Raw genomic sequence first — 21,529 nt, forward strand, 5'->3', positions numbered from 1 at the left:
ACGAGTACTTGGATCGATTGAAAGATCGGCATCCGAAGGGATTCTGGGGACGGCGTGGCGAGGTGGTCATCCCGCCTGCAGCACACGCCAGCAATTGGTTCGTTGCGCATTTCTGAAAAGCAGTGACGGAGGGTCATGGAAATCACCATGGCCCAGGGTGGGTTTGTGCCCTCAAAAAAAGATCGCGAATGCGGGCACTACAGCAAACAAGCCGAAAGGAAGGGGAGAAGATGAGCAGGTACCAGTTTCGTTTGGGCAGCAGCTTGCGCGCGAGCATCCGCATTGGCCTATGGGCCGCTGCGATGACCAGCGGCGCGGTGTTTGCGCAGAGCATCACCGGCGGCGTTTACGGCAATTTGCCTGGCGGCAAGGACGTTGCCGCCGAAGTCACCAATCCGTCGACGGGCTACGACAGCACCGTGCATGCCGATGCCAATGGCCATTACGAGGTCACTGGGCTGATGCCCGGCACTTACGTCGTAAAAATGCTGCGCGACGGTAACGTGATCGATCAGCGCAGTGTGGTCGTTGTCGCGGGCTCCAACAGTCCCGCGATATTCACGGCGTCGGCTGCCCCGAATGCGAAGGAATTGAATTCGGTCACCGTCACGGCCACGCAACCGACGGTCAACGCGATCGACGTCACGACGAGCCAGCAGATCCAGACCTGGAATTCGACGGAGATCAATCGGCTGCCGTTGATCAATCCGGATCTTCTCGCTGTCGCCTCGATGCAGTCGAACGTGGCCAGCATCACCAGTTCGCACGGCAATGCGCCGCAGTTCAACGGCGCGTCGGGCACCGAGAACCGGTACTTCCTCAACGAATTCAACGTCACCGATATGCAGCAGGGTGCGGTGCCGGACAAGATCCCGAACGAAGCCCTCGCCACCGTTTCCACCGTCGACGGCGGCATGGATGCCAAATACGGCAGCGCCATGGGCGGCGTCGTTGCGGGCACGATCAAGCAAGGCTCCAACGACTTCAAGGCCGGTGTGGATCTGGCGTTCACGCCTGCCACGGGCACGCTCAACGAGAACCCCAGGAACACCTACAACTACAATGGCCAGCTGACCAACGCCAACCAGTTGAACCACTGGTCGCCGAGCCTGTTGCAGGATTACTGGGCATCGGGTTCGATCATCAAGGACAAGCTGTTCTACTACGTGCTCGCCGAAATCGAGCCGAACAACTACGGCCAGGGCGTGCAAGGCGTCAACCCGACCGAGACCTACAACGCCACCACCAAGACTCTCAACGAAAACCGCAACAAGCAGTTCCTCGGCAACTTCACCTGGAACATCGCCACCGGCCATTCGCTGAACGTCTTCATCGATCGTCAGAGCAACCTCCAGACGCAATCGCAGTATGCGCTGTCGACGCCGTATGACCCTTCCAGCGCGTCGTCCGCACTGACCAACTGGAGCGGCAACGCATGGCACGACACCCTGGCGGTGGCCAACTACCACGGCCAGATCACCGATACGCTGTCCGTCTCGGCGATGGCGGGAACCTCTCAGCAGTACTTCAACTCGTATTACCAGTACGGCATCGACACCCCGTACCTCCAGTACAAAAACCCGGATACGAATCAGACGACGCAGCCGCCCGGCAACGGCACCAGCAGCCTGTACTACCTGAAGTACCGCATGATGGGTGCACGCCTCGACTTCACCTGGGACGTGACCGACAACCACGAAGTGACGTTCGGCGGCGAGCGTTACAGCCCGACCATGGCGCAGGCCAATATCCCGAACCCTAACTCGTGGACCTACAGCTACTGCAGTACGTCGCTGGGACCCAACGAGCCTTGCACCATCAACGGCGTGTCGGTCGCACCGGGAACGAAGTACGTCACCTTGGCCTACGCGCCGCGCATCTACTACAACAGCTCGCCCACCTACGGCTTCTACCTGGGCGACAGCTGGCATTTCGCGGAGAACTGGACCGCGTACGTCGGCGGGCGTTACGACAATTACGCCATGACCGACAACATCAACGCCAAGATGTACAGCAAGGGCAACTTCCTGCCGCGCGTGGGCGTGGCATGGGACGTCCACGGCGATTCGACGCTGAAGATCGGCGCCACCGCGGGTGAATACTCCGAAGGCATTCCGCTTTACTTCAATGCTTACGGCGGCACGCCGGGCCAGGGCTACATCCACACCAACACCACGTACACCTATACCAGCGTGGGAGCCAATGGCGTTCCGGCCGGTCTGACGCAAGTGGGTCCCGTGCAAGGCAGCGCCGGTAGCGGCCTGCATTACCTGACGGCCGGACAGTTCATTTCGAGCACGACGCAAAACGCCAAGCTGAGGCAGTTCTCGATTTACGCGCAGCAAAAGCTCGGTGACAGCTGGACCGCGGGCGCCACGTTCTTCACCAGCGAGCTGACCGGCCTGCCGAACATCTACAACAACATCGACCAGCTGAAGGCATACCTCACCAACAAGGGCTACCCGAACGCTGTGTTCCTCGGCCAGTACCTGATCACGCCGGGCAAGGACATCAACATTCCGGTGCAGTTGAACGGTGCCAACAGCCCGCTCACGATGGTCGATTTCCCGAACAGCTACATCGGCTTCCCCTCGCTGCGACGCAAGATCTATCAGCTCAGCCTGACGATGGATCACGCCTACTCCGAGGAAGAGCCGTACTACCTGAGCGCGTCCTACACGTGGCGTCATGAATTCGGCAACACGGATGGCACCACCAGCTATGCCGGCGGCACCGGCAACACCGGCGCCACCGGCTATGACAGCGGGTTGAATGCCCCGGGCTTCCTGCAGGGTGCCGCAGGTAATCTGGGCGACGATATCCCGTCCACGGTGAAGGTGTTCGGCTATTACAAGTTCGCCCATCTGGACAACTTCCTGAAGGGTCTGCGCGTGGGTGGTGCGCTCACGTACTACGCGGGTGGTCCGATCGATTGCCAATCCCAATATCCGAACAACGGAACGCTGGCGATCGGCAGCAACCAGCTGGGCAACAACAACGCGTATTACTGCAACACGTTGTCTAACGTGTTGGCCGGCCAGTCTCCGATATCCAACACCATCAACTACACCCGCGGCAGCTACGGTCGTCTTCCGTCGTACAAGCAGGTGGACCTGGATGTTGGCTACGACTGGGCCTACGGCCCGAATGCCTTCTCGCTGGATTTGAAGGTGCTCAACCTGTTCAACAGCAACACCGTTACCTCGTACATCACCAACATGAGCAACGGCAACGGGCAGTTCAACCCCAACTTCATGCAGCCCAATACGTTCCAGCAACCGCGCACCGGCGAGTTGGTGTTCCGTTGGCAGTTCCACTGATGGTTTGACGCTGTACTCGCGTTAACATCGATGCCTCCATGTTCCAGCGGACATGGAGGCATCTTTGTTTTACCTGGTAGCGTGTATGCAAGCGCAGTGCGTTCGGAGGCGAATTTGAATCCGCTATTGCAAGGCCTGGACCCCGCCGCGGCGAATCGCGTGATGGCGGCGGCGCAGGCATTGGAGATGCATCGCCCGGATCAGGCGGCCAGCCAATTGGCGCCCGTGCTGGGCAGCCATCCGGATCATCCCGAAGTTTTGCGTCTGCATGCGAGTTTGCTGAGCATGCGCGGGGAACACCGCGCGGCTTTGCGCGACATGCATCGCGCGCTGGAGCAGCGCCCGCAAGAAGCGCTGTACCACAACGCATTTGCCATCTTTCTCGCCGAGGCGGGCGAACTCGATCAGGCGATCGAGGGTTTGCGTCGCGCCTGCGAACTTCAGCCGGGCTTTGTCATGGCCTGGTACAACCTCGGCCTGTTCTTGACGCGCAGCGCACGCTTTGACGAAGCGAGAGACGCACTGCGCCGTGCCGTCACCCTGGCGCCGGACTATGCGGCGGCGCGCGCGCAACTCGCCGACCTGTTGCGCATGGACAATTTCCGCGACGAAGCCATCGCCGAATATCGAACGCTGCTCGCGGAGCAACCCTGGGCGGGCATGGCGTGGTGGGGCCTGGCGGAAATCAAGACGCTGCGCCTGGACACGAGCGACAGCGACGCCATCCAACGCGCACTCGCGCATCCGCGCGCCAACGACGGCGACCGCATCGCGATGGGTTTCGCCCTGGCCAAGGCGCTGGACGATCAAGGCCGTTACGCCGAATCCCTGCAGGCGTTGGCTGCCGCGAATGACATCGCTCGCAGGCACAGGACATGGAACGCAGCGACAGTGGCCGCGCAGATCGACTCGATCCGATCCGCGCCCTGCACCGCCGATGCCGGGCAAGACCTCGGCTCGGAAGTGATTTTCATCGTGGGCATGCCGCGTTCGGGATCGACATTGATCGAACAAATCCTCGCGTCGCATTCCAGCGTCGAGGGCGCCGCCGAGTTGACCGACCTGCCCTTGCTTATCGGAGAAGAGTCGAACCGGCGCAAAAAACCGTATCCGAAGTGGCTCGCGGACATGAGCACGGAAGATTGGCGGCAACTGGGACAGCGTTATCTGGAACGAACCGCGCGCTGGCGTAAGCATCGCCCGATGTTTACCGACAAGTTGCCCAACAACTGGATGCACATCGGCATGATCCGCGCGATGCTGCCTGGCGCACGCATTGTCGTCAGTCGTCGCGATGCGCTCGAAACCTGTTTCTCGTGCTACCGGCAATACTTTCCCGGCAACGACTACACGCGCACGTTCTCCGATCTGGCCTCGTACTGGCGCAGCTTCGATGCCGCTGCGAGTTATTGGGCCCAGAAAGATCCGGTGCGCGTCTACCAACATGCGTACGAAGACCTGATTAAAGACCCTGAAACGCAAATTCGTGGATTGCTCGCATTCTGCGGCTTGCCATTCGAGGAAACATGCCTGCGTTTCAACGAAACGCAGCGCGTCGTCGGTACACCCAGTGCCATGCAAGTGCGGCAACCGCTGCGCACTGATACGGCACGCGCGCCACGCTACGGCGACTTGTTGAATCCGTTGCGTCAGGCACTTGGTCTTCCCGCGATGGATCATCGGAATCCGCATAAACCGGAATAGCTCGCGGTGACGCAGCGCTTGGTTTGATGCACGGATGAAACGTCCCAACGATTTCAGCTTGCGTTGGCGGGCTTCCGCCGATGTCCTTATGCCGTGCCCCCGGGCGCGGGCGTTTGTGCTTGTAGAACTGGATTTACTGCCCGATTTTTTGCAGGTGCAAAACCCGTAAGTCCGCGATTAATTAGATCGATCCAAGTTATTTGCTGTCACGCAGCATGGTCATCACAAAATTTTCATGCACATCAACAAGATACATTTAGAAAATCTAAATTTGAATCGATATAAATTTTCATTGACATAGCCTTTTTCGTGCCCTATTCATAGCCCACCCGCGACCTTCGGTCCAACGTTGTCATTGGATTTTGGATCGATTGAAAGATCGATGATCGAAGGGCTCCGGGACGGTGCGGCGAGGCGTTATCCGCCTGCGGCATGCGCCGGTAGTGGGGTCGGTTTTCGTATCTCTGAAAAGCAGTGCCGGAGGGTCATGGCAGCAGCCATGGCTCAGGGTGAGTTCGTGCTCTCAAAAAGCATCACGCATGAGGCACGACAGCTAACAAGCCGAAAGGCAGGGGGATCCATGTATCGCAAGAGCGCGCCATGCGCGGCAACCGAAGTGACATCGACCGAAGTGACACCGACGTTCAGCGACTTGCCTTTGCAGCGCTAAGCCAAAGGGTGCCGCGACAAGCCTTTGATGCCGCAGCACCTTCGCAACCTCACTTCTCAGCAGCGCCGAATGCCTGTGGCCACGCGGTGTCATTGGGGCATGTAGGGCAGTCAGCGCGTTTCCGTCCAATTTCGTTTTGGAGAGCGTGTCCATGAAGCATTCGAAGGATCAGTATTCGCGGTTGCGTCGCACATCGTCGCTGCTGCTTGTTGTTTCGGCGCTTGCATTCGCATGCGGAAGCGTGAGTGCTCAAACCACGGGTTACACCGGCATTTATGGTGGCGGCCCGTTGTACAAGCACGTAGCGAGCAATATCTCGGAGATCGAAAACTCCGGTTTCACGGAAGTGATCGTGTGGAGCGTCGAGGTGAGTTCCGCGGGCGACCTCAACCTCAACGGCGAATTCCCGTTGACGTCCGGCGGCACGTATGTGGGCAACAACACATGGCCGTCGTTCGCGGCCGATCTGGTGACCATGAAGCAGGGAACGCCCAAGCGCATCACCCTCAGCATTGGTTCGTCGAACGTGGGGGATTTCCAGGACATCAAGGCCTTGGTCAATTCGCAAGGTACGGGATCGAGCAGCATCCTCTACAAGGATTTCCAGGCGCTGAAGGCTGCATTGCCTTCCGTCGATGCGATCGATTTCGACGACGAGAACAGCTACGACGCGGCGTCGACCGAAGCCTTTGCGGTGATGCTGGGCAACCTCGGCTATCACGTGACGATATCCCCGTACACCAACGCCTCGTATTGGACGTCGGTCGTTTCGCAGATCAACACCACGCTTCCCGGTACGGTCGATGGCGTCCATCTGCAGACTTACTCGGGTGGCGCAGGCAACAGTCCGTGCTCGGGCTGGAGTTTCGGATCGGTGCCGGTTTATCCCGGCGTTTGGGATAGCAACGACACGCCTCCGCAAGCGCAAAGCCAGATGAGCAGCTGGCACTCTCAGTGCAGCATCACCGGCGGCTTCCTGTGGTTGTACGACGACATTGTCGGCAAGACGTACAACGGCGGAGACGAAACGGCCGCCTACGCCAGCGCCATCAATAACGGCGTGGGAGGAAGCACGACGACGACCGGCGTGTACGGCATCTACACCGATGGAACGTCGTTCACCACCGGCGGCCTGGATGGCAACGGTTACGCCTACTCCGCCAACCTGCTGGGCAGCTCGCAGACCTGGAACGGCGATACCTTCAGCTTCGGTGCGGCCAACACCGCCAACGCCCTGAGCGGCGGCACCATCACGCCTACGCAAGGGCAGTACAGCGAATTGAGCCTGCTTGCGACCGGCCTCAACGGTGGCCAGACAGCGCAGACGTTCATGGTCGACTACACCGATGGCAGCAGCACGGTCATCAGCCAAAGCATGAGCGACTGGTTCAGTCCGCAAAGCTATCCCGGCGAATCGAACGCCGTGACGATGGCGTATCGCGACACCAGCAGCGGCGGCAAGGATAGCCGCACGTTCTACTTGTACGGCTACGCGTTCCCGATCGACAGCACCAAGACGGTCAAGAGCATCGCGCTGCCGAACAACCGCAACGTGGCGGTGCTTTCTTATGTGTTGAGCAATCCGACCATCAATGCGACGTCGGTGAGTCTCGCATCGGCCTTCAATCGCACCGCCATCTACAACGACGGAGCCACCTTCTCGTCCACCGGCGGCGTGGATGGCGTGGGCGATGCGTATTCGGCACAGTTGCTGGGATCGTCGCTGGAATACAACGACGTGCTGTACCACTTCGGCAGCGCCAACGCCGCCAACGACGTCAGCGCGTCGGGACAGACGATCACCTTGCCGTCGGGCCAGTTCTCCGGCCTGCAATTGCTGGCAGCCGCCATGAATGGAAGCCAGACCTCGCAAACCTTCACCGTCACCTACACCGACGGCACGCAATCGACCTTCACCCAAAGCATCAGCGACTGGTTCACTCCCCAGAGCTATGCCGGCGAATTGCAGGCCGCCGTGGAGCCCTACCGCGACACCTACAGCGGTGGCCGCGATAGCCGCACCTTCTATCTCTACAACTACAAATTCAATTTGAACAACGCCAAGACCGTTCAGAGCATCAAGCTGCCGAACAACACCAATGTGCAGATCATGGCGATGACGCTGGTGCAGTAATCCCACATCCACGCGCGGGAGGCGACGTCCACGCCGATCCAGGCCGTAGCTTCCCCTGCGTGGCCGTGCTGATCGTGAAGAAAGTTCCCGGTAATTCACCCACTGGTGAGCCAGCGAAGTCTCCCCTTCGCTGGTTTTTTTTGCGCGATTCCGGCAACGCTTATCGACTTGGCTGTCAACACAAGTCCGCGTCGCCTGACAGATGACGTGCCGCTTTTATGCGAAGGTTCGAAAGTCGGGCGTGTCCATCCGGCTTTGATGACACCGACACGCCCGACATGAGTGAAGTAGCGCGGATCGCCTGGGCGCCAACCCAAACGATCCGCTGGCCACAACCAACGAAGGACGTTGACCATGGTTATGTTCGATCATACGGCACGCACGCTCACGCGTGACCCCGCCAAGCCGCTTTTTGTACTACTTCACCGCCGCTCATACTGGACGGCGTCGGGCCACAATGGGCACACGTAGAAAACGGTACCGGAAAGTTCCAACACTACGTGCAGGATTTTTCCTGTAGCCCTTCGCGCCACGCGCAATACGTGGCGCGACCTACGGTAATGGACGAGGCCCATGAATCCCCCCAATCACACCCTGTTCGACGCGGGCAGCTACGTGCTGTCCCAGGATCACTACGACGATCTGTGCATGATCCGCGACAAGCTGCTTTTAATGGCGCAGCTCGCCGGCACCGCCACCACGAACGGCGATCACGACACCATCCTTTTCATCAACCGCAGCATGATCGGGCAACTCTTCGCCGATCTGAGCTTTCAGATGGGCGATGTGTTGAAGACCGTCAAACACGCTTCAACGTGTGCGGATCTGGCGCAGGCACATTGAACAACGGCGGACAAAATCAGCCTGAAAATCAGGAAAAAGCGCCACCCATTCCCTGAGCATCACATCCCGGCTATTTTTGCCCGTCATTCCGGCGAAGGCCGGAGGCGCTTCACAACAGCGAAGCTGGTCATCCAGTGTCGTCACCCTCCAGACGTGCCCTTATCCCGCCGCCTTCTCAAAAAACGTATGATGTCCCGTCATACAAGGCAGATCACTCCTCCAAATCAGGATCGGTGAATATGGCAACCGAACTTCACACGTTCATCCATCTGCTCTTCATCGGCGTGGTAGCGCTGTTCCCGGTGGTCAATCCCATCGGCACCGCCTTCGTGGTGATGCCCTACTTCGCACAACTGGACGAAGCCGGCAAAGAGCAAGCCGTGCGCAAGATCACGATGTACGCGTTCTTCATCTGCACCGTGACGCTGATCGCCGGCGCGTGGATCCTGAAACTGTTTGGCCTATCGATCCCCGTGGTGCGCCTGGCAGGCGGCATCATGATCTGCAAAATGGGCTGGGAATTCCTCTCATCCGACAAAGATGACAGCGCCGACAGCAGCAAAGACGTCAACACGACGAAACACCGCAGCATCGAAAACCAACTGTTCTATCCCCTGACGTTTCCACTAACCACGGGCGCAGGAACGATCTCGGTGCTGCTAACCCTGAGCGCACACGGCGCGGATGCCGACCTGCGCCAACTGGCATTCAACATGACAGCCATTCTTCTGGCCATCATTGTGATGTGCGTGCTGGTGTACGTGTTCTTCCTCAACACGCAACGCATCGAGCGTTATCTTGGCTCCCAGGGAGAGCGGATTTTCAATCGGTTGATAGCGTTCTTTATTTTTTGCGTTGGATTGCAGATCGCCGTTACAGGACTTAAGACGCTCTTTACTTGAGGCGGCGACAACATCAGCGCGCCGCACTAGCAAAAGCAGGTTACGCAAGGCAATCGTAACTGTGAACAATGAAGGGGGATAGTAATGAGCTCGCCAAAAAAGAAGGGCGACAAAACTGTGGTGGACGCTGAACGTGATGCTTCGCACGTGCTCATTGAAAGTTGGCAGCACTTGCACGCCCAGTTCGAAGAAACCCGTGATACCGGCTGGATCTTTCGCGGTGTGTCATCGCCCGAACATCGTTTGATTCCGTCGATCGGACGCGAAAAGGTGTATGGGACATATGATGCCGAGCGCGAACAGCGGCTATTTGAGGAGTTTAAGTTACGCGCGGTCGCCTTAGTTAGCGACTATCGCTTCAACGACTGGACCTGGCTTGCGTATGCGCAACATATCGGAGTGCCGACGCGATTGCTCGACTGGACGGTTAGCCCGTTGGTTGCGTTGTACTTTGCACTGGAGTCCGACAGCGACACGGACCGTGTTATCTACGCCGTGAAGTACTCGCACTACATCTTTGAAGTTGATCATCGCAATACCAGTCCATTCTCGAACACCGAAGTAGGCCGTTTTACAGCGCCCTTAGCGTTTGATCGTATCCGTGCGCAGCGCGGTGTTTTCACGATCCATCCCACACCGACAAAGATCTTTGCCCCGAAGGGGCTTAAGAGCTTCCTCATCCCTAGTGCGATGGTGCATGACTTCCGCCGCCGATTATTCAAGTACGGCGTGGACCACTGGTACGTCTATCCCGATGCCAAGGGGCTCGGTCAGCAGCTTGCCTGGCAATTCAAGAACAAAGTCGGGCTGGGACTCGTCACCGACACCGGCGCGTCCGGGAACAAGGCGTCGCCCAAGAAGGCCAAGCGCAGCACAGCATAGGGACGGAGTTAGTTAAATCCATCTCAGCTTAACTATCTCCGTCCCCAAATCACTCAAATCACTGCCGATGTAAGTAATGTGGTCGTTGTCCACGCTCACGCCGTGGAGGTTTCGCCGTTCGAAATCCGAACCAATCGTGGAGGCATTCTTCAACGTGAGCGTGGTGGCAGGACCATTGAGAATCAACTCACCGAACATGGACTTGCCGTCGGGCAAAGTAAAAGAGCCATGGAACGATGAAGCCTCTTTCCTTGCCTTGATCATCTCTTTCCCTCAAATCGTTTATCGAATGCTCTGCCCATCAACCCGGCTCACCTTCATTCTGACGGCTGATGGCGCCCAACTCAGTGGATATCGGCCTGCAGACAGCCAACGCGCGAACGTCGTGCAAAAACGTTGGCTTCATCTGTTCCAGTTGAGCCTGGGCCACTAGGAGTTGTTCCGGTGAAAGCCCGATCGGTTCCCTGTCCACCACATCAATGCCAAAGTGGTGCGCAAAGAATCCCACACTGGCGTCCAGTTCACGGTCATGCATTTCGCCCGTGCATCCCTGTGATGTCAGCACCTCGCTCACCAAGCTCCGGGCCATCGTCGGGGCTGTCTTGATGGCTTCGACAACCTCCGACAACACATCCGGCGGAAAGAGTTTTAGACCCGCATCGAACTTCTGGCGAAAATCGACTCCGCATGACTCCCTCTGGTCAAACGTCAGGATGTCCCCTGGATAATCTTCGAAGTCCACCCCCAGCGAAACCAACAGCGTCCATCCTTTCTGTTCCCCGGGCCGTGGCCAGGCCTGTTTGCCGATCCACTCCGCGCAGAACTCATACCTTTCATCGCCCAACACTTGCTTCAAATGAGAGATGACCACCCGGTAGACAACCCCAACTCCTTCCTTCACCGGGTGCCACTGCCCGTTTGCATCACGCCAGTTGGTCGCAAAGAAAGCCGCCACATCGGGATCCTGGGTCAAATCCAAACGTCCGGTTGCAAGTTCATAATGCTGAGCCAACGCCTCCTCGCTCACCACCAGATTCATCTCTTTGGAATAAGCGTGTGCAGGATGCGAGCGAAGTGCCATCAGGAACTCTTCCAATCGAACCCGTGCGATGAAGCATTTGGCTCGCTCCAACTGCGACAACTTTTGCGGGTGATCAACCATTTGCAATCCACGGAATACACCAGGAACACAGTGCGGATGCCGCTTGGTTTGCCCTCGATACAAGAATGGAGATGAAAATGGGGCGCCGGGTGAAGGGACCAGTCGCCCTTGGCCTCCATCATTGACCCACACATAGCCATCTCTCGATGTTTCGGGAAACGGGTTTTCTGGAATCTCTGATCGAAGCAGATCCATCACCTCGTGGATGGACCCAAAATGCTGATGGCGCATATGTCCCCCTGACTCTGTGCCAAGCCGCAACCATGGACCGATTTTACCCAGAGCGATCTCAACCCTTGAGACCCCTCTGTCCGACGATGTCGGAGGTCTTATCCAACGCCAGGCCGGACCGACGACACCCGGGCGGGCGACTCAGGGGGTTTCATGTCCAATGTCGACAAAATGTGCCTGCGGCTGCTGGTGATCTGCTTTCTCCCCATGATCGCCGCCGTTCCAATCGCCATGGCGGTCTCGGCGTTCAACGATGCTTTTGTGCGCATGGGCGCCCTGCCCATGTCGCCCGATCTTCCATGGCTGATCACCCTTGTGGCAGCTGCAGCGTGCGTGATCCTCTTTGCGGTCCAGGCTGCTCGCATCTGGAGGTGGAAGGAAGGCAGAAGCCTCAGTTGCCCGAACTGCGGTTGCCTGCTGGGCGGCATCCGAGAGGGTCGGTGGGGGCCTCACCGCAAATGCCTGGGCTGCCGAAACAACCACGCCGAGAGGTCGTTATGAGCAAGCACACCGGCGACCACGAAACCGCGAAGCATCCCTTGAAGAACCCTGCCGTCTGGGCCGCCATCCTGTCCGCCCTCACCCTCGCCTCGGGCATCTACTCCACCGTCGCAACTCAACACATGACCCTGTCCCAGGAACTACGCGCCAAGCGTGAGAGCGCGTACGAAGACCTCCTGACACTCAGCGCCGATGCTTCCCTGGGTAAAACGGACCCCGCGTATTACCAGGACCTCTTTGAGAAGGTGCACCCGCTGGTGCGCGGTAGGATCGAACTGTATGGCTCCGAAGACGTTCTTTCCTGCTCCGTTGATCTGGACAACACCCTCTGGCTGTGCGCCCATCCCAAGAACCCAAAGGCGCGCGAATGCACCGAATGGAACTTGCACATGATCAACCAGAGTTTGGTGGGCGCGACTCGTCAATCGATCAGCGACGGCTGGAACCAAACGCCCAAGGAGTTGGAGGAAGAGATGCACAAGGGTGGCCAGTGTGGCGCGGAGTATTACCTGGCTCTGTCCATGAAGAGTCCCCCATCGCCGGCCAGTGCGTCCTCAAGCCAAACCAAATAGTCAGATTCACATGGGCAGGAGATGTTGAAGAACTTAAGAAAAGAAGGGTTCGCGTCTATACGATTGCCAGTGGCGCTGGATTGTCGATGCCTTCGGCCTGAAAGCGCGGCGACTTAAGTCTTGTACACGCCTCTGCACGTGTTTGAACGGAGTTGGAAATGCCCGGTCCGCTTAGGGTCTACCTGGACAGCCAAGATTTTTCTCATCTTTCGCCAATTCATTCGAAGGCCGATGAGTACCTGCCGACGAAGGAAGCCCTGTTGGAGCTGCGAACGCGTGGCGTTGCCCAGTTCGTGTTCAGCGACATCCATATTTTCGAGTGCCTCTCCGAGACCCAAGAGCGTGCTCCGGAGGGTATGGCGCGAATCAAAGCAATTCTGGATTTGTGCGGCAAACACAATTTGCCAAACTCCGGATCCATCATCGAATACGAAATAAAAAAGTTGGCTGCCGTGAAGGGGTATTACCACGAACCAATCGTCTTGACGAAAGATTGGTTCCCAGATTTCCCGGCGCCGACTGATCTGCTCGATCTATCGGCAGCCATGAAAGAACAGGCAGAAAAACTGCCAAACAGCACGCGCTCGCAACGAAGATTTGCAACAAAGATGATGCGAAAGGAGTTGCGAAATAGAATTAATGGAAAGAAATTTCAAGCCGCACTCAAAGAACTGACGGTCACGTACCCGATCAGACCGTCTGATTCAGATCGAATAATGAGGGTCTTTGAAGGAAAAGCCGACGAAGAAGAACTCGTCAACATCATCAAAGATGGCCTCAGAGATGTTGGATTGTTTTGCAAATGGACTGTAGCGAACTGGGACGAAGGAAACCCTCTCATTCGCACCCTTCGCGATGTGGGATCGGATTTTCACTCTTCTTTGCTCAACCTCTACGACGACACGCGAACTTTCCACGCCCATGCAAAAGAAACGGGCTTTAATAAAAACTCGGACGCCATGGTTGCGGAGCAATTTAGGAGCACACGCGATGAAATGTTTTACAACATCGCGCAGTCATTGGCCAAAGAACTACTGAACATCAACGTTCCGGAAAAGGCGTTGCACATCAATCCTGGCGATACGCCGTCTCTCTACTCGTTGTTTGAATATTTATCTCTCGTCATGCGTCAATCTACCCCCGAACAACGCGCCAGGAATCCGCACAACAAGCGGTCCAGCGACTATGTGGACGGACTGCACGCCCTTTTTTTACCCCTAGCGGACATCTTTCGCGCGGACAACCAGTCTCAGGCGCAACTTCGAAAAATAGGAAAATCACAGGCGGCGAAACTTGCTCCGTCGCTTAAAGATCTTCCATCATTCATCGAAAACATGGCAGCAAACAGGGGTTAGCGGATTAGCTCTTACGATTTCTCATGGCAGCGCGAATCGCCTGCTCGCTCATCTTCCCCGTTTCATCTCTCATTTCCTTGAGTGTTACATCCGGCCCAAATCCAGGTATGGGAGTGGGGAGGTTCTTGTTCTTCGTGTTGCCATGCTTCAAGTCAATCGTGCCTTTTTTGTCACGATGGCGCCCGTCCAGTCCTGGTTGTTTCATAACGAATGTCCTCCGCGTTGGGAATATCCGTAGATTTGTTTTGTCAGTAGGGGACAAGCATGGTCATGCAGTCGCACGGAGGCAGCTCTGACAGGTTCTTCGATTCATTCACATCTCATAACCATCACCCGCACTCGCCTCTGGTTGGGCTTTCTGACGCTCCATTTTCATGGCCTCATCAAAGTCCCGATCCAGTTTCCTTCTCAGCGCCTTGGCCTTGTTCTCGATCTCGTTGGCCACCACGGGCCACTGTCCAAGACGGCGCAGCAGAAACTCCAACCTACCAATGTCATCGATGGTTGTTCTGGCCAACTGACCCCTGAGAACACCCATATCAATGGGCTGGTTTTCATCCAGCAAGCCGTCAACCAGGTCCTCAACCTTCCTGATGGTCACTCTAGAGACCCTTTATTGCGAGGCGTCGGCGGTGTTGAGGGTGGTATCGGCGTTTGCGGCCGCTTGGCAGAAGTCCGGGGCATATTTCGCGTTTTCGCTGTCTGGGGCACACTCCTGCTCGACGATGTGCTCCGACACCGGATTCAAAGACGACACGTGAGCCATGTTCAAGACGTTCCAGCCTACGATGTTGTCGTAGTTGAACTTCTCCACATCGTCGCGGCTCAGGTCGAGCCGCAAAATCGGAACATCGGATTGGCGACCATAGCCATCCACCAGCGTTTCCACCATATCAATCTCGACACCCACATACGGGGTCTTGCCCGCATGATTGCCGATGGTGTGCAACACGTCTTTGCTGGTGTTGCCACCCTCAAAAATGGAGCCCTGCTTCACCTTGACGACGAACACATTGCCGTTCTTGTCCGAAGGAGGATCCACCGACAAGACGTTTCGAATCGTTGCCGCCCGCTTGGCCACATCAGCGCCCGGCAGGGCCGCATGACTGTCCAGTGATGTTGAAGTGGCTCGATCTGACGGCTTATCGCCACCGCTGTCGTGGGACGCCAGAAAACAAATGGTGGCAACGCCCACCAACAGCAGAAAAACCGTCCGCGACTTGGACAGTTGCTGACTCATATGCATCCCCTGTTATTGAAAACATTTCGCTGAAGTATGCCACGCTTGCTTTAAGGCTCGCCTTCCTTCCGACGGCTTCCGGCGCAGACATTCGATTTCTGCATGCAGCGAAATGTGAAGGCCACGTCAATAGTCGCTCGCGGACGTCCTTTGCCAACTGCGCCCCACCCATACCCGTTGTTGCAGACCATCCCAGCCAGATCAAATGACGCAGTACTGGCAAGTTCCACGAATTCGAGCACTGCATCCGTGTCTGGATCGGCTCGCTGATTTAGGGTCAATGCCGAAATCAAGAGGATAACAAAACGGTACCAGGCTGACTTTCTGACAGCATCTACCAGTTCCCGGGACCAGCCACGGGCAACCGATAAACCAACCTGCGCCAGTCGTTAGGGTGCCGGTGCGCCTGATCGTTATCTTGATTGCTCAGCGGCATCGCGAACTCCCCTGGCAGACCACGTTGCCGTCGGCAAGGCACCTACATACCGCTGCTTTCCAGGGAAACGCCATTGGTTACTGGCCCGAACAAACCGATCACCGCAATACCCACCACCATCGCCGTGGCGATAAAAAACGCCACGGCCATCACGCCGCCCGCATTCAAGAAGTAGCCCACGGCGAGCCCCGCGAAAGCCGCGGCAATACGGCTCCACGAATAGACAAAACCCACCGCCGTCGCCCGAATCCGGGTTGGATAAAGCTCCGCTTGATAGTTGTGATAGGCGTACGACATCACGTTGGAGGCGAGCGTGAATACCACGCCCAAAACAATGAGCACGGCCGGCAAGGTTGCATTGGCGAAGCCGAGCATGGCAAGCCCCATGATCAAGAGGCCCCAGACGATCTGCGATTTCCGTTCGATCCTGTCCGCGAACAGCACGCCGAGCAGAGGCCCAAACGGATTGGCCACGGCGATGATGAAGGAGTACTCCAGACTATGCGTAATGGTGATGCCGCGCGCGATCAGCAGCGTCGGCACCCACGCAGCAAAACCATAGAAGCCGATCACCTGCGCCATATTGAACAGGGACAGCATCAGCGTGCGTCCACGATAGTGCGCGGAGAATATCTCCCCGAAGCGCCCTTCTCCCATCTCCTCGGCAATGTCGCTCTTTGGCGCCGGCAAGGGTCGCCCGGTTTCTGCCTGAACTCGGGTTTCGATGGCGGTGGTCACCCTGTCCGCTTCTTCCAGGCGCCCCTGTAAGGCAAGCCAGCGAGGGCTCTCCGGTATGCGGCGGATCAGCAGCCATACAAGGCCTGCTCCCGTGGAACCGATCAACACAACCCAGCGCCAACCATCCAACCCCAACGGCGCACTAGGCACCAACAACCAGGCAAGCAAGGCCACCACCGGAACCACGCTGAAGGTGATGAACTGGTTGACGGAAAACGCACGGCCGCGCTCAGCACTGGGAATGAGCTCCGAAATGTAGGTGTCGATGGTGACCAGTTGCACCCCAAAACCGACACCGGCAACGAAGCGCCACACATTGACCATTTCACCCGAATGCTGGAACGCCATGATGGCCGTACACACGACGTACCACACCAATGACCACGTAAACACGGGACGGCGGCCGAAACGATCGGCAAGCTGACTGAAGAGCACGACACCCGCCCATAGGCCGGCAAAGGTGCTGAAGACGAAGGTACCGAAACCGGCGACCTTGATCGCGTCCAGATGCGCGAAAAAACCTAACGACTGTGCCGTGAACAATCCGGACTTTGTCATGCCGGGCGCGACGTAACCGGTGAAGAACAGATCGTAGAACTCGAACACACCGCCCAATGAAATCAGAACGATGATGGTCCACACCGTGCGCGACGGCGGCAATCTATCCAGGCGTGCCGCGATCTGAGCGGAGCCAATGTTGGATGCCGTCGCCTTGGCCGGCGATGATTTCATATCGGACGACGCATGCGCGGATGCTCCATGTGCGCCATGCGAAACCTGCGAATTCACGGGGATGTCGCTATCGTGTTCTGCGTTTTGCATCGATCCGTTCCTTTATTCCCCGAAAAAATAACTCTGCGTGATTACTCGCCGTGACTGGCCGTGAGCTTATGAATGTCTCACGAATATGCGGTGACGCCCATTGATTCGCCGTCCTAGCATGCAAAGACAACGAACACGGAATTGATTCGTCCCCACCATTGCAGATAGACGGCTTTATCACAACAGGTTGACGCATCGTGCCGCGATGTCGGAAGCAATAAGGGAATTACCTTACTTCCAGACACAGCAGATGTTGACAGTTGCCGGCAGCGTTAAAGAGCTGGCAAGTGTCGAACAGACGCGCACGATAACGACAGCGAAAGCATCGTCGCTTTCGGCTTCGAATAATTTCGAATGAAGTCGCCGCACGATGCCGTTCGTATCGTAATTGAAGAGCTATTGATCGCTCACAAGGCGCCGCAATGGCGTAAAGACAAGATCGATAGAAAAAAACTAAAAGCAACAACTATGGAGAGGAAGACTTTCGATGTTAGCCACGAGGGGTAAGGTTTTGATGTTCCAAAAATCGCGACGACTACGCATAGCGCTTCTTATTGGCGCCGCTTTCGCCATATCGCTGCCGGTCATCGCCCATGCCGACGAACTTTCTGACTTGAAGAAGGAAGTCCAGGCTCTTAACGCGCGTCTGGCAAAGCTCGAAAAAGAAAAGTCCCAACCTGCGGCTCAAGAAACACTGGTCCGCCAACAAGATGCCAAGGTGATCGCCAACACGTCTGCCGGCGATGTACCGGCGATGCCCAAGACGGAGAACAGCGACAACGTGGCCGGCGTTCTTCAGCAGCCCATCATGCTTTATCACGGACACGACACGTCGTTGCATATATACGGCATTATCGAAGGCACTATCAGCGGCTGGTCGAATCAGCCGAACGCCAACGGCAACGGCAAGCCCTCATGGGCCACCGGTTTCCAGACCGCTTGGTTCAGTGGTAACCGCCTGGGCTTCGATGTCGATCATGCCCTGACATCAGCCGAAAAATTCGGTCTGCATGATTTGAAGGTCATTGCCAAACTCGAGGCCGAATTTGAATCACCCTCCGGCAATATGGACACTCCCGGCGTGTTGTTTAACCGTGACGCCTGGATTGGCTTCCAGAGCCCAGAACTCGGCAAGTTGACTTTCGGCCGTCAAAACACGGTCACGCGCGACTTTACGCAAACGTGGGGCGACCCTTACGGAACGCCGTTCGTGTCTCTGAACGAGGGTGGCTACTCGAATGTCAACAATTTCAAGCAGATCATCTTCTATTCCGCCTCATCGACCACCACGCGTAACGACTCTGGAATTGTCTGGAAAAAAACGTTTCTTGGCGACCACATGATCCTCGGCCTCGACTACTCCTTCGGCTCCCAAGGCGTCGGCGGCAGTGGCAACGGTGGCATTGGCAATATGCCGCTGTTGGACGGCGGCGGCGGCAGCCCGGGACAATTCAAGGTCGGCAGCAATCAAGCCATTTCGCTTGCCTACAACAATTTGGAGGTCGGCGGAGGCCAGTTAAGCTGGAACGTCAACTATAACCGCTCCTCTTGCGGCAACTTCGGCGACGATCATTGTGACGCCTCCGACCCAAGCGCCGGCAACTATGTCAACCAGAACACCAACCAGGCCTTCCTGACGGGCGGAACGTACGTCTTTGACGGTTGGCGAGTCGGCGCCGGTTATATCCGCTACATCGCGCAACAGCACACTAACACGGGCAATCTCGGCGACCGGAAGGATAATGTCTGGATCGTCGACGGTACGATTCCTGTCCGGCCGATCAGCAAGGATCTCGACTTGTACTGGGGCGCTTGGGAAGCGTTTGGGCATAACAGCGCTCTTTATGCTGGCAACAACCTTGTCGTTCTACCGTTCTTTATTTCAACTGCGAACAGCACGAAGACCGTCAACGGTAGCCGCATCAATGCGACGGTGAGCCTGATGTATCACCTGGACAAGCAGACCGATGTCTATTTCGCCTACGACTACCAATTGGGTAGAGGTGGTTGGAGCCATACTCTTTTCGACACGCAAGGCAATGGTGGTGGCCCCAGCTTGCGTGCTGAGACGACTGGCATTGGTACTGGCGTCCGGCTCAAGTTCTGATCGCCATCGTTCTGGCCTAAAAAGCAACGAGTTACCATTTCGCCGCGTCGGGAAAAGGGGTTAGCGTCTGAGGTTTCCCCGCATTTTTGCTCGTCATCCCGGCGCAGGCCGGAAGCGCTTCACAACAGCGAAGCTGGTCATCCAATGAAATAAGCGTGCGCAGCACACTGGAAAGCTTTTCAGTTGTTGAGTGCTTCGCACCGTTATTCAAAATGGATCCCGGCCTGCGCCGGGATGACGAGTAAAAAAAGCATGTGGCATGCCGTTCTAAATCCATCCCCTGTTTTGTGGGCGATTTTCGGTCGCAAAACGTGGGGAAACCTCAGGGTCAGAGTGCGTTGTTGAATAGGTAAAACTACGCACTCACCTTTTTGCCGCTCGTCAGAATGAGAGGGCCAGCAATCTACGTACCGACTCACAGACGTATTGTCCCCAAAGCCAAGTCGATTTAACCGTCCTGATTCTGCGGTCTAAGGATGCTCTGATCATCCCTCGTTTTTGACGGCAGCAGCCGATAATCGCTCTCGCTTGACCCTCACCCGCAGCCGTCACACTCGGTTCGGCGCTGTTTCGCGCCCCGTTTTGCCACCGCGAGGCGTGCCCAAGGCGCATCCATCCTGCCTGCGCCAGCAGGTGCTTGCGAGCCATCCAAACGTTGCTCAGCGCAAACAGCGCCAGCACCTGCGCGCCGTTCTTGGTCAAGCCGCGATAACGGGCTTTCACATGGCCAAACTGGCGCTTGATGACCCGGAAGGCAGGCTCAACCGCTGCGCGAATCGGTGCTTTGGCGCGTTCGATCTGCGTGGTCAGCTCGCGCAGCTTCACGTCGTTGATGGCCTTGACCGCGCTGCGCTTGATCGCGATGTACCAGCGCCGGCCGCGCTTCGCCTTGGCATGTTTGACTGCACCGGTATAGCCAGCATCGCCAAACACGGCTTTCTCACGACCATGCAGCAGATGCTCCACTTGCGTGACGTCCGCCACGTTGGCCGCGGTCGTCATCACACAGTGCACTAGACCGGTCGCTTCATCCACACCGATGTGCGCCTTCAAGCCAAAAAACCACTGGTTTCCCTTCTTGGTCTGGTGCATCTGCGGGTCGTGTGCTTTGGCCCAGCTCTTGGTCGAGGGTGCCGCCCAAGGATGGTAGCGTCCACGATCGTGCCCTGCGCAAGCTTCAGGCCATGGTCGTGCAGATGCTGGCTCACTGTCTTGAACAGCGGCGTGGCCAGCCGGTGCTTTTACAGTAGGTGGCGGAACTTACATACCGTCGTTTCGTCCGGCACCGGCTCATGGCCCAAATCGATGCCCACGAACCGGCGCATCGATGCCGAGTCGTATAGGGCTTCTTCCATCGAAGGATCGCTCAACGCGTACCGCTGCTGCAGGAAGTGGAGGCGCAGCTCTCTCGCAAGATTGTTGGGTGGTCAGCCAAACCAACGATTCACCAAGAACTTGTCTTGGACGCTGTTACCAAGGCTGTACGTCATCGCCGACCTCGCCACACGTTGATCCATTCGGATCAAGGAACGCAGTATGGTAGCAACGCGTGGAGACGCTTCTGCAAGGCAAATCATCTTGAGCCGAGCATGAGTCGCCGAGGAAACTGTTGGGATAACCCCGTCGCCGAGTCCTTCTTCGGAAGCCCAAAGAAAGAGCGCATCAAGAAACGAATTTACGCCAATCGCGACGCTGACGTTGCGGAAATTTCTGAGCACATCGATGAGCTTTACAATCGAACACGCCGCCACAGCTATCTAGGCGTCATCAGTCCTGAGTAGTTCGAGGCAACGCACAACGCTCTCGATCGCGTGCCCACTAAATCCTGGGAACTCCATTTCGGGCCCAACCAGGCGCGTCATCAGCACACACACTGATTTTGGTTTACTCCCGACCCAAGGCCGCAGCGA

Annotated in this window: 16 protein-coding genes and 2 pseudogenes; 11 read left to right on the forward strand and 7 right to left on the reverse strand. The window is 57.0% G+C overall.

Features of this window, described 5'->3' with window-relative positions; translation table 11 throughout:
• Window positions 1-230: 230 nt before the first annotated feature.
• From DWU99_RS14420 to DWU99_RS14445, 6 genes are all read left to right on the forward strand, one after another.
• Window positions 231-3,320 (forward strand): TonB-dependent receptor, encoded by a 3,090-nt coding sequence (locus tag DWU99_RS14420; protein WP_115478766.1) that lies wholly within the window; start codon window positions 231-233, stop codon window positions 3,318-3,320.
• A 114-nt stretch (window positions 3,321-3,434) separates the two neighbouring features.
• A complete protein-coding gene (locus tag DWU99_RS14425) occupies window positions 3,435-5,024 on the forward strand; it encodes a tetratricopeptide repeat-containing sulfotransferase family protein (RefSeq protein WP_325048476.1) in 1,590 nt (529 codons plus the stop codon).
• An 821-nt stretch (window positions 5,025-5,845) separates the two neighbouring features.
• Entirely contained in the window at window positions 5,846-7,828 is a 1,983-nt protein-coding gene (locus DWU99_RS14430) for a hypothetical protein (protein WP_115478767.1), read from the forward strand.
• A 573-nt stretch (window positions 7,829-8,401) separates the two neighbouring features.
• Window positions 8,402-8,671 (forward strand): XAC0095 family protein, encoded by a 270-nt coding sequence (locus DWU99_RS14435; protein WP_115478768.1) that lies wholly within the window; start codon window positions 8,402-8,404, stop codon window positions 8,669-8,671.
• 134 nt (window positions 8,672-8,805) lie between these two features.
• Window positions 8,806-9,573 (forward strand): MarC family protein, encoded by a 768-nt coding sequence (locus DWU99_RS14440; RefSeq protein WP_199535805.1) that lies wholly within the window; start codon window positions 8,806-8,808, stop codon window positions 9,571-9,573.
• Between the two features lie 84 nt (window positions 9,574-9,657).
• Complete coding sequence (locus tag DWU99_RS14445; protein ID WP_115478770.1) at window positions 9,658-10,455, forward strand: FRG domain-containing protein; 798 nt, start codon at window positions 9,658-9,660, stop codon at window positions 10,453-10,455.
• A gap of 12 nt (window positions 10,456-10,467) precedes the next feature.
• Here DWU99_RS14445 and DWU99_RS14450 read toward each other — a convergent pair whose 3' ends face one another.
• Both DWU99_RS14450 and DWU99_RS14455 read right to left on the reverse strand, forming a co-directional pair.
• Window positions 10,468-10,719: a hypothetical protein gene (locus DWU99_RS14450; protein ID WP_115478771.1), complete on the reverse strand. Its 252-nt coding sequence runs from the start codon at window positions 10,717-10,719 to the stop codon at window positions 10,468-10,470.
• Window positions 10,720-10,756: 37 nt separating this feature from the next.
• The gene (locus DWU99_RS14455; RefSeq protein WP_115478772.1) at window positions 10,757-11,848 is read right to left on the reverse strand and encodes an FRG domain-containing protein; all 1,092 of its coding nucleotides are present in this window, start codon (window positions 11,846-11,848) and stop codon (window positions 10,757-10,759) included.
• 153 nt (window positions 11,849-12,001) lie between these two features.
• On the opposite strand from DWU99_RS14455, the gene DWU99_RS14460 reads away from it, so the two are divergent.
• The 3 genes from DWU99_RS14460 to DWU99_RS14470 all read left to right on the forward strand — a co-directional run bounded on the left by DWU99_RS14460 (window position 12,002) and on the right by DWU99_RS14470 (window position 14,276).
• The gene (locus DWU99_RS14460) at window positions 12,002-12,349 is read left to right on the forward strand and encodes a hypothetical protein (RefSeq protein WP_115478773.1); all 348 of its coding nucleotides are present in this window, start codon (window positions 12,002-12,004) and stop codon (window positions 12,347-12,349) included.
• A complete protein-coding gene (locus DWU99_RS14465; protein ID WP_115478774.1) occupies window positions 12,346-12,921 on the forward strand; it encodes a hypothetical protein in 576 nt (191 codons plus the stop codon). Before DWU99_RS14460 ends, DWU99_RS14465 begins: the two co-directional genes overlap by 4 nt.
• Before the next feature lie 158 nt (window positions 12,922-13,079).
• Complete coding sequence (locus DWU99_RS14470) at window positions 13,080-14,276, forward strand: hypothetical protein (protein ID WP_115478775.1); 1,197 nt, start codon at window positions 13,080-13,082, stop codon at window positions 14,274-14,276.
• Window positions 14,277-14,280: 4 nt separating this feature from the next.
• Here DWU99_RS14470 and DWU99_RS14475 read toward each other — a convergent pair whose 3' ends face one another.
• From DWU99_RS14475 to DWU99_RS14490, 4 genes are all read right to left on the reverse strand, one after another.
• Window positions 14,281-14,481, reverse strand: a complete 201-nt coding sequence (locus DWU99_RS14475) for a hypothetical protein (RefSeq protein WP_115478776.1) — start codon at window positions 14,479-14,481, stop codon at window positions 14,281-14,283.
• Between the two features lie 108 nt (window positions 14,482-14,589).
• A complete protein-coding gene (locus tag DWU99_RS14480; protein WP_115478777.1) occupies window positions 14,590-14,877 on the reverse strand; it encodes a hypothetical protein in 288 nt (95 codons plus the stop codon).
• A gap of 12 nt (window positions 14,878-14,889) precedes the next feature.
• On the reverse strand, window positions 14,890-15,516 hold the full coding sequence (locus DWU99_RS14485; RefSeq protein ID WP_115478778.1) for a hypothetical protein: 627 nt from the start codon (window positions 15,514-15,516) through the stop codon (window positions 14,890-14,892).
• Between the two features lie 478 nt (window positions 15,517-15,994).
• Window positions 15,995-17,512 carry an MFS transporter gene (locus DWU99_RS14490; protein ID WP_199535806.1) on the reverse strand — a complete coding sequence of 506 codons (1,518 nt, stop codon included), beginning with the start codon at window positions 17,510-17,512 and terminating at the stop codon, window positions 15,995-15,997.
• A 514-nt stretch (window positions 17,513-18,026) separates the two neighbouring features.
• Between DWU99_RS14490 and DWU99_RS14495 the strand changes: the two genes are divergently transcribed.
• A complete protein-coding gene (locus tag DWU99_RS14495; protein WP_115478779.1) occupies window positions 18,027-19,619 on the forward strand; it encodes a porin in 1,593 nt (530 codons plus the stop codon).
• 615 nt (window positions 19,620-20,234) lie between these two features.
• Here DWU99_RS14495 and DWU99_RS14500 read toward each other — a convergent pair.
• Window positions 20,235-21,043, reverse strand: a pseudogene (locus DWU99_RS14500) (IS5 family transposase); the annotation flags it as partial.
• On the opposite strand from DWU99_RS14500, the pseudogene DWU99_RS14505 reads away from it, so the two are divergent.
• Window positions 21,026-21,400: pseudogene (locus DWU99_RS14505) on the forward strand (DDE-type integrase/transposase/recombinase); the annotation flags it as partial. The pseudogenes DWU99_RS14500 and DWU99_RS14505 overlap by 18 nt on opposite strands.
• Between the last annotated feature and the right edge of the window lie 129 nt (window positions 21,401-21,529).

This window comes from Dyella psychrodurans, assembly GCF_003363265.1.
Classification (GTDB): domain Bacteria; phylum Pseudomonadota; class Gammaproteobacteria; order Xanthomonadales; family Rhodanobacteraceae; genus Dyella_B; species Dyella_B psychrodurans.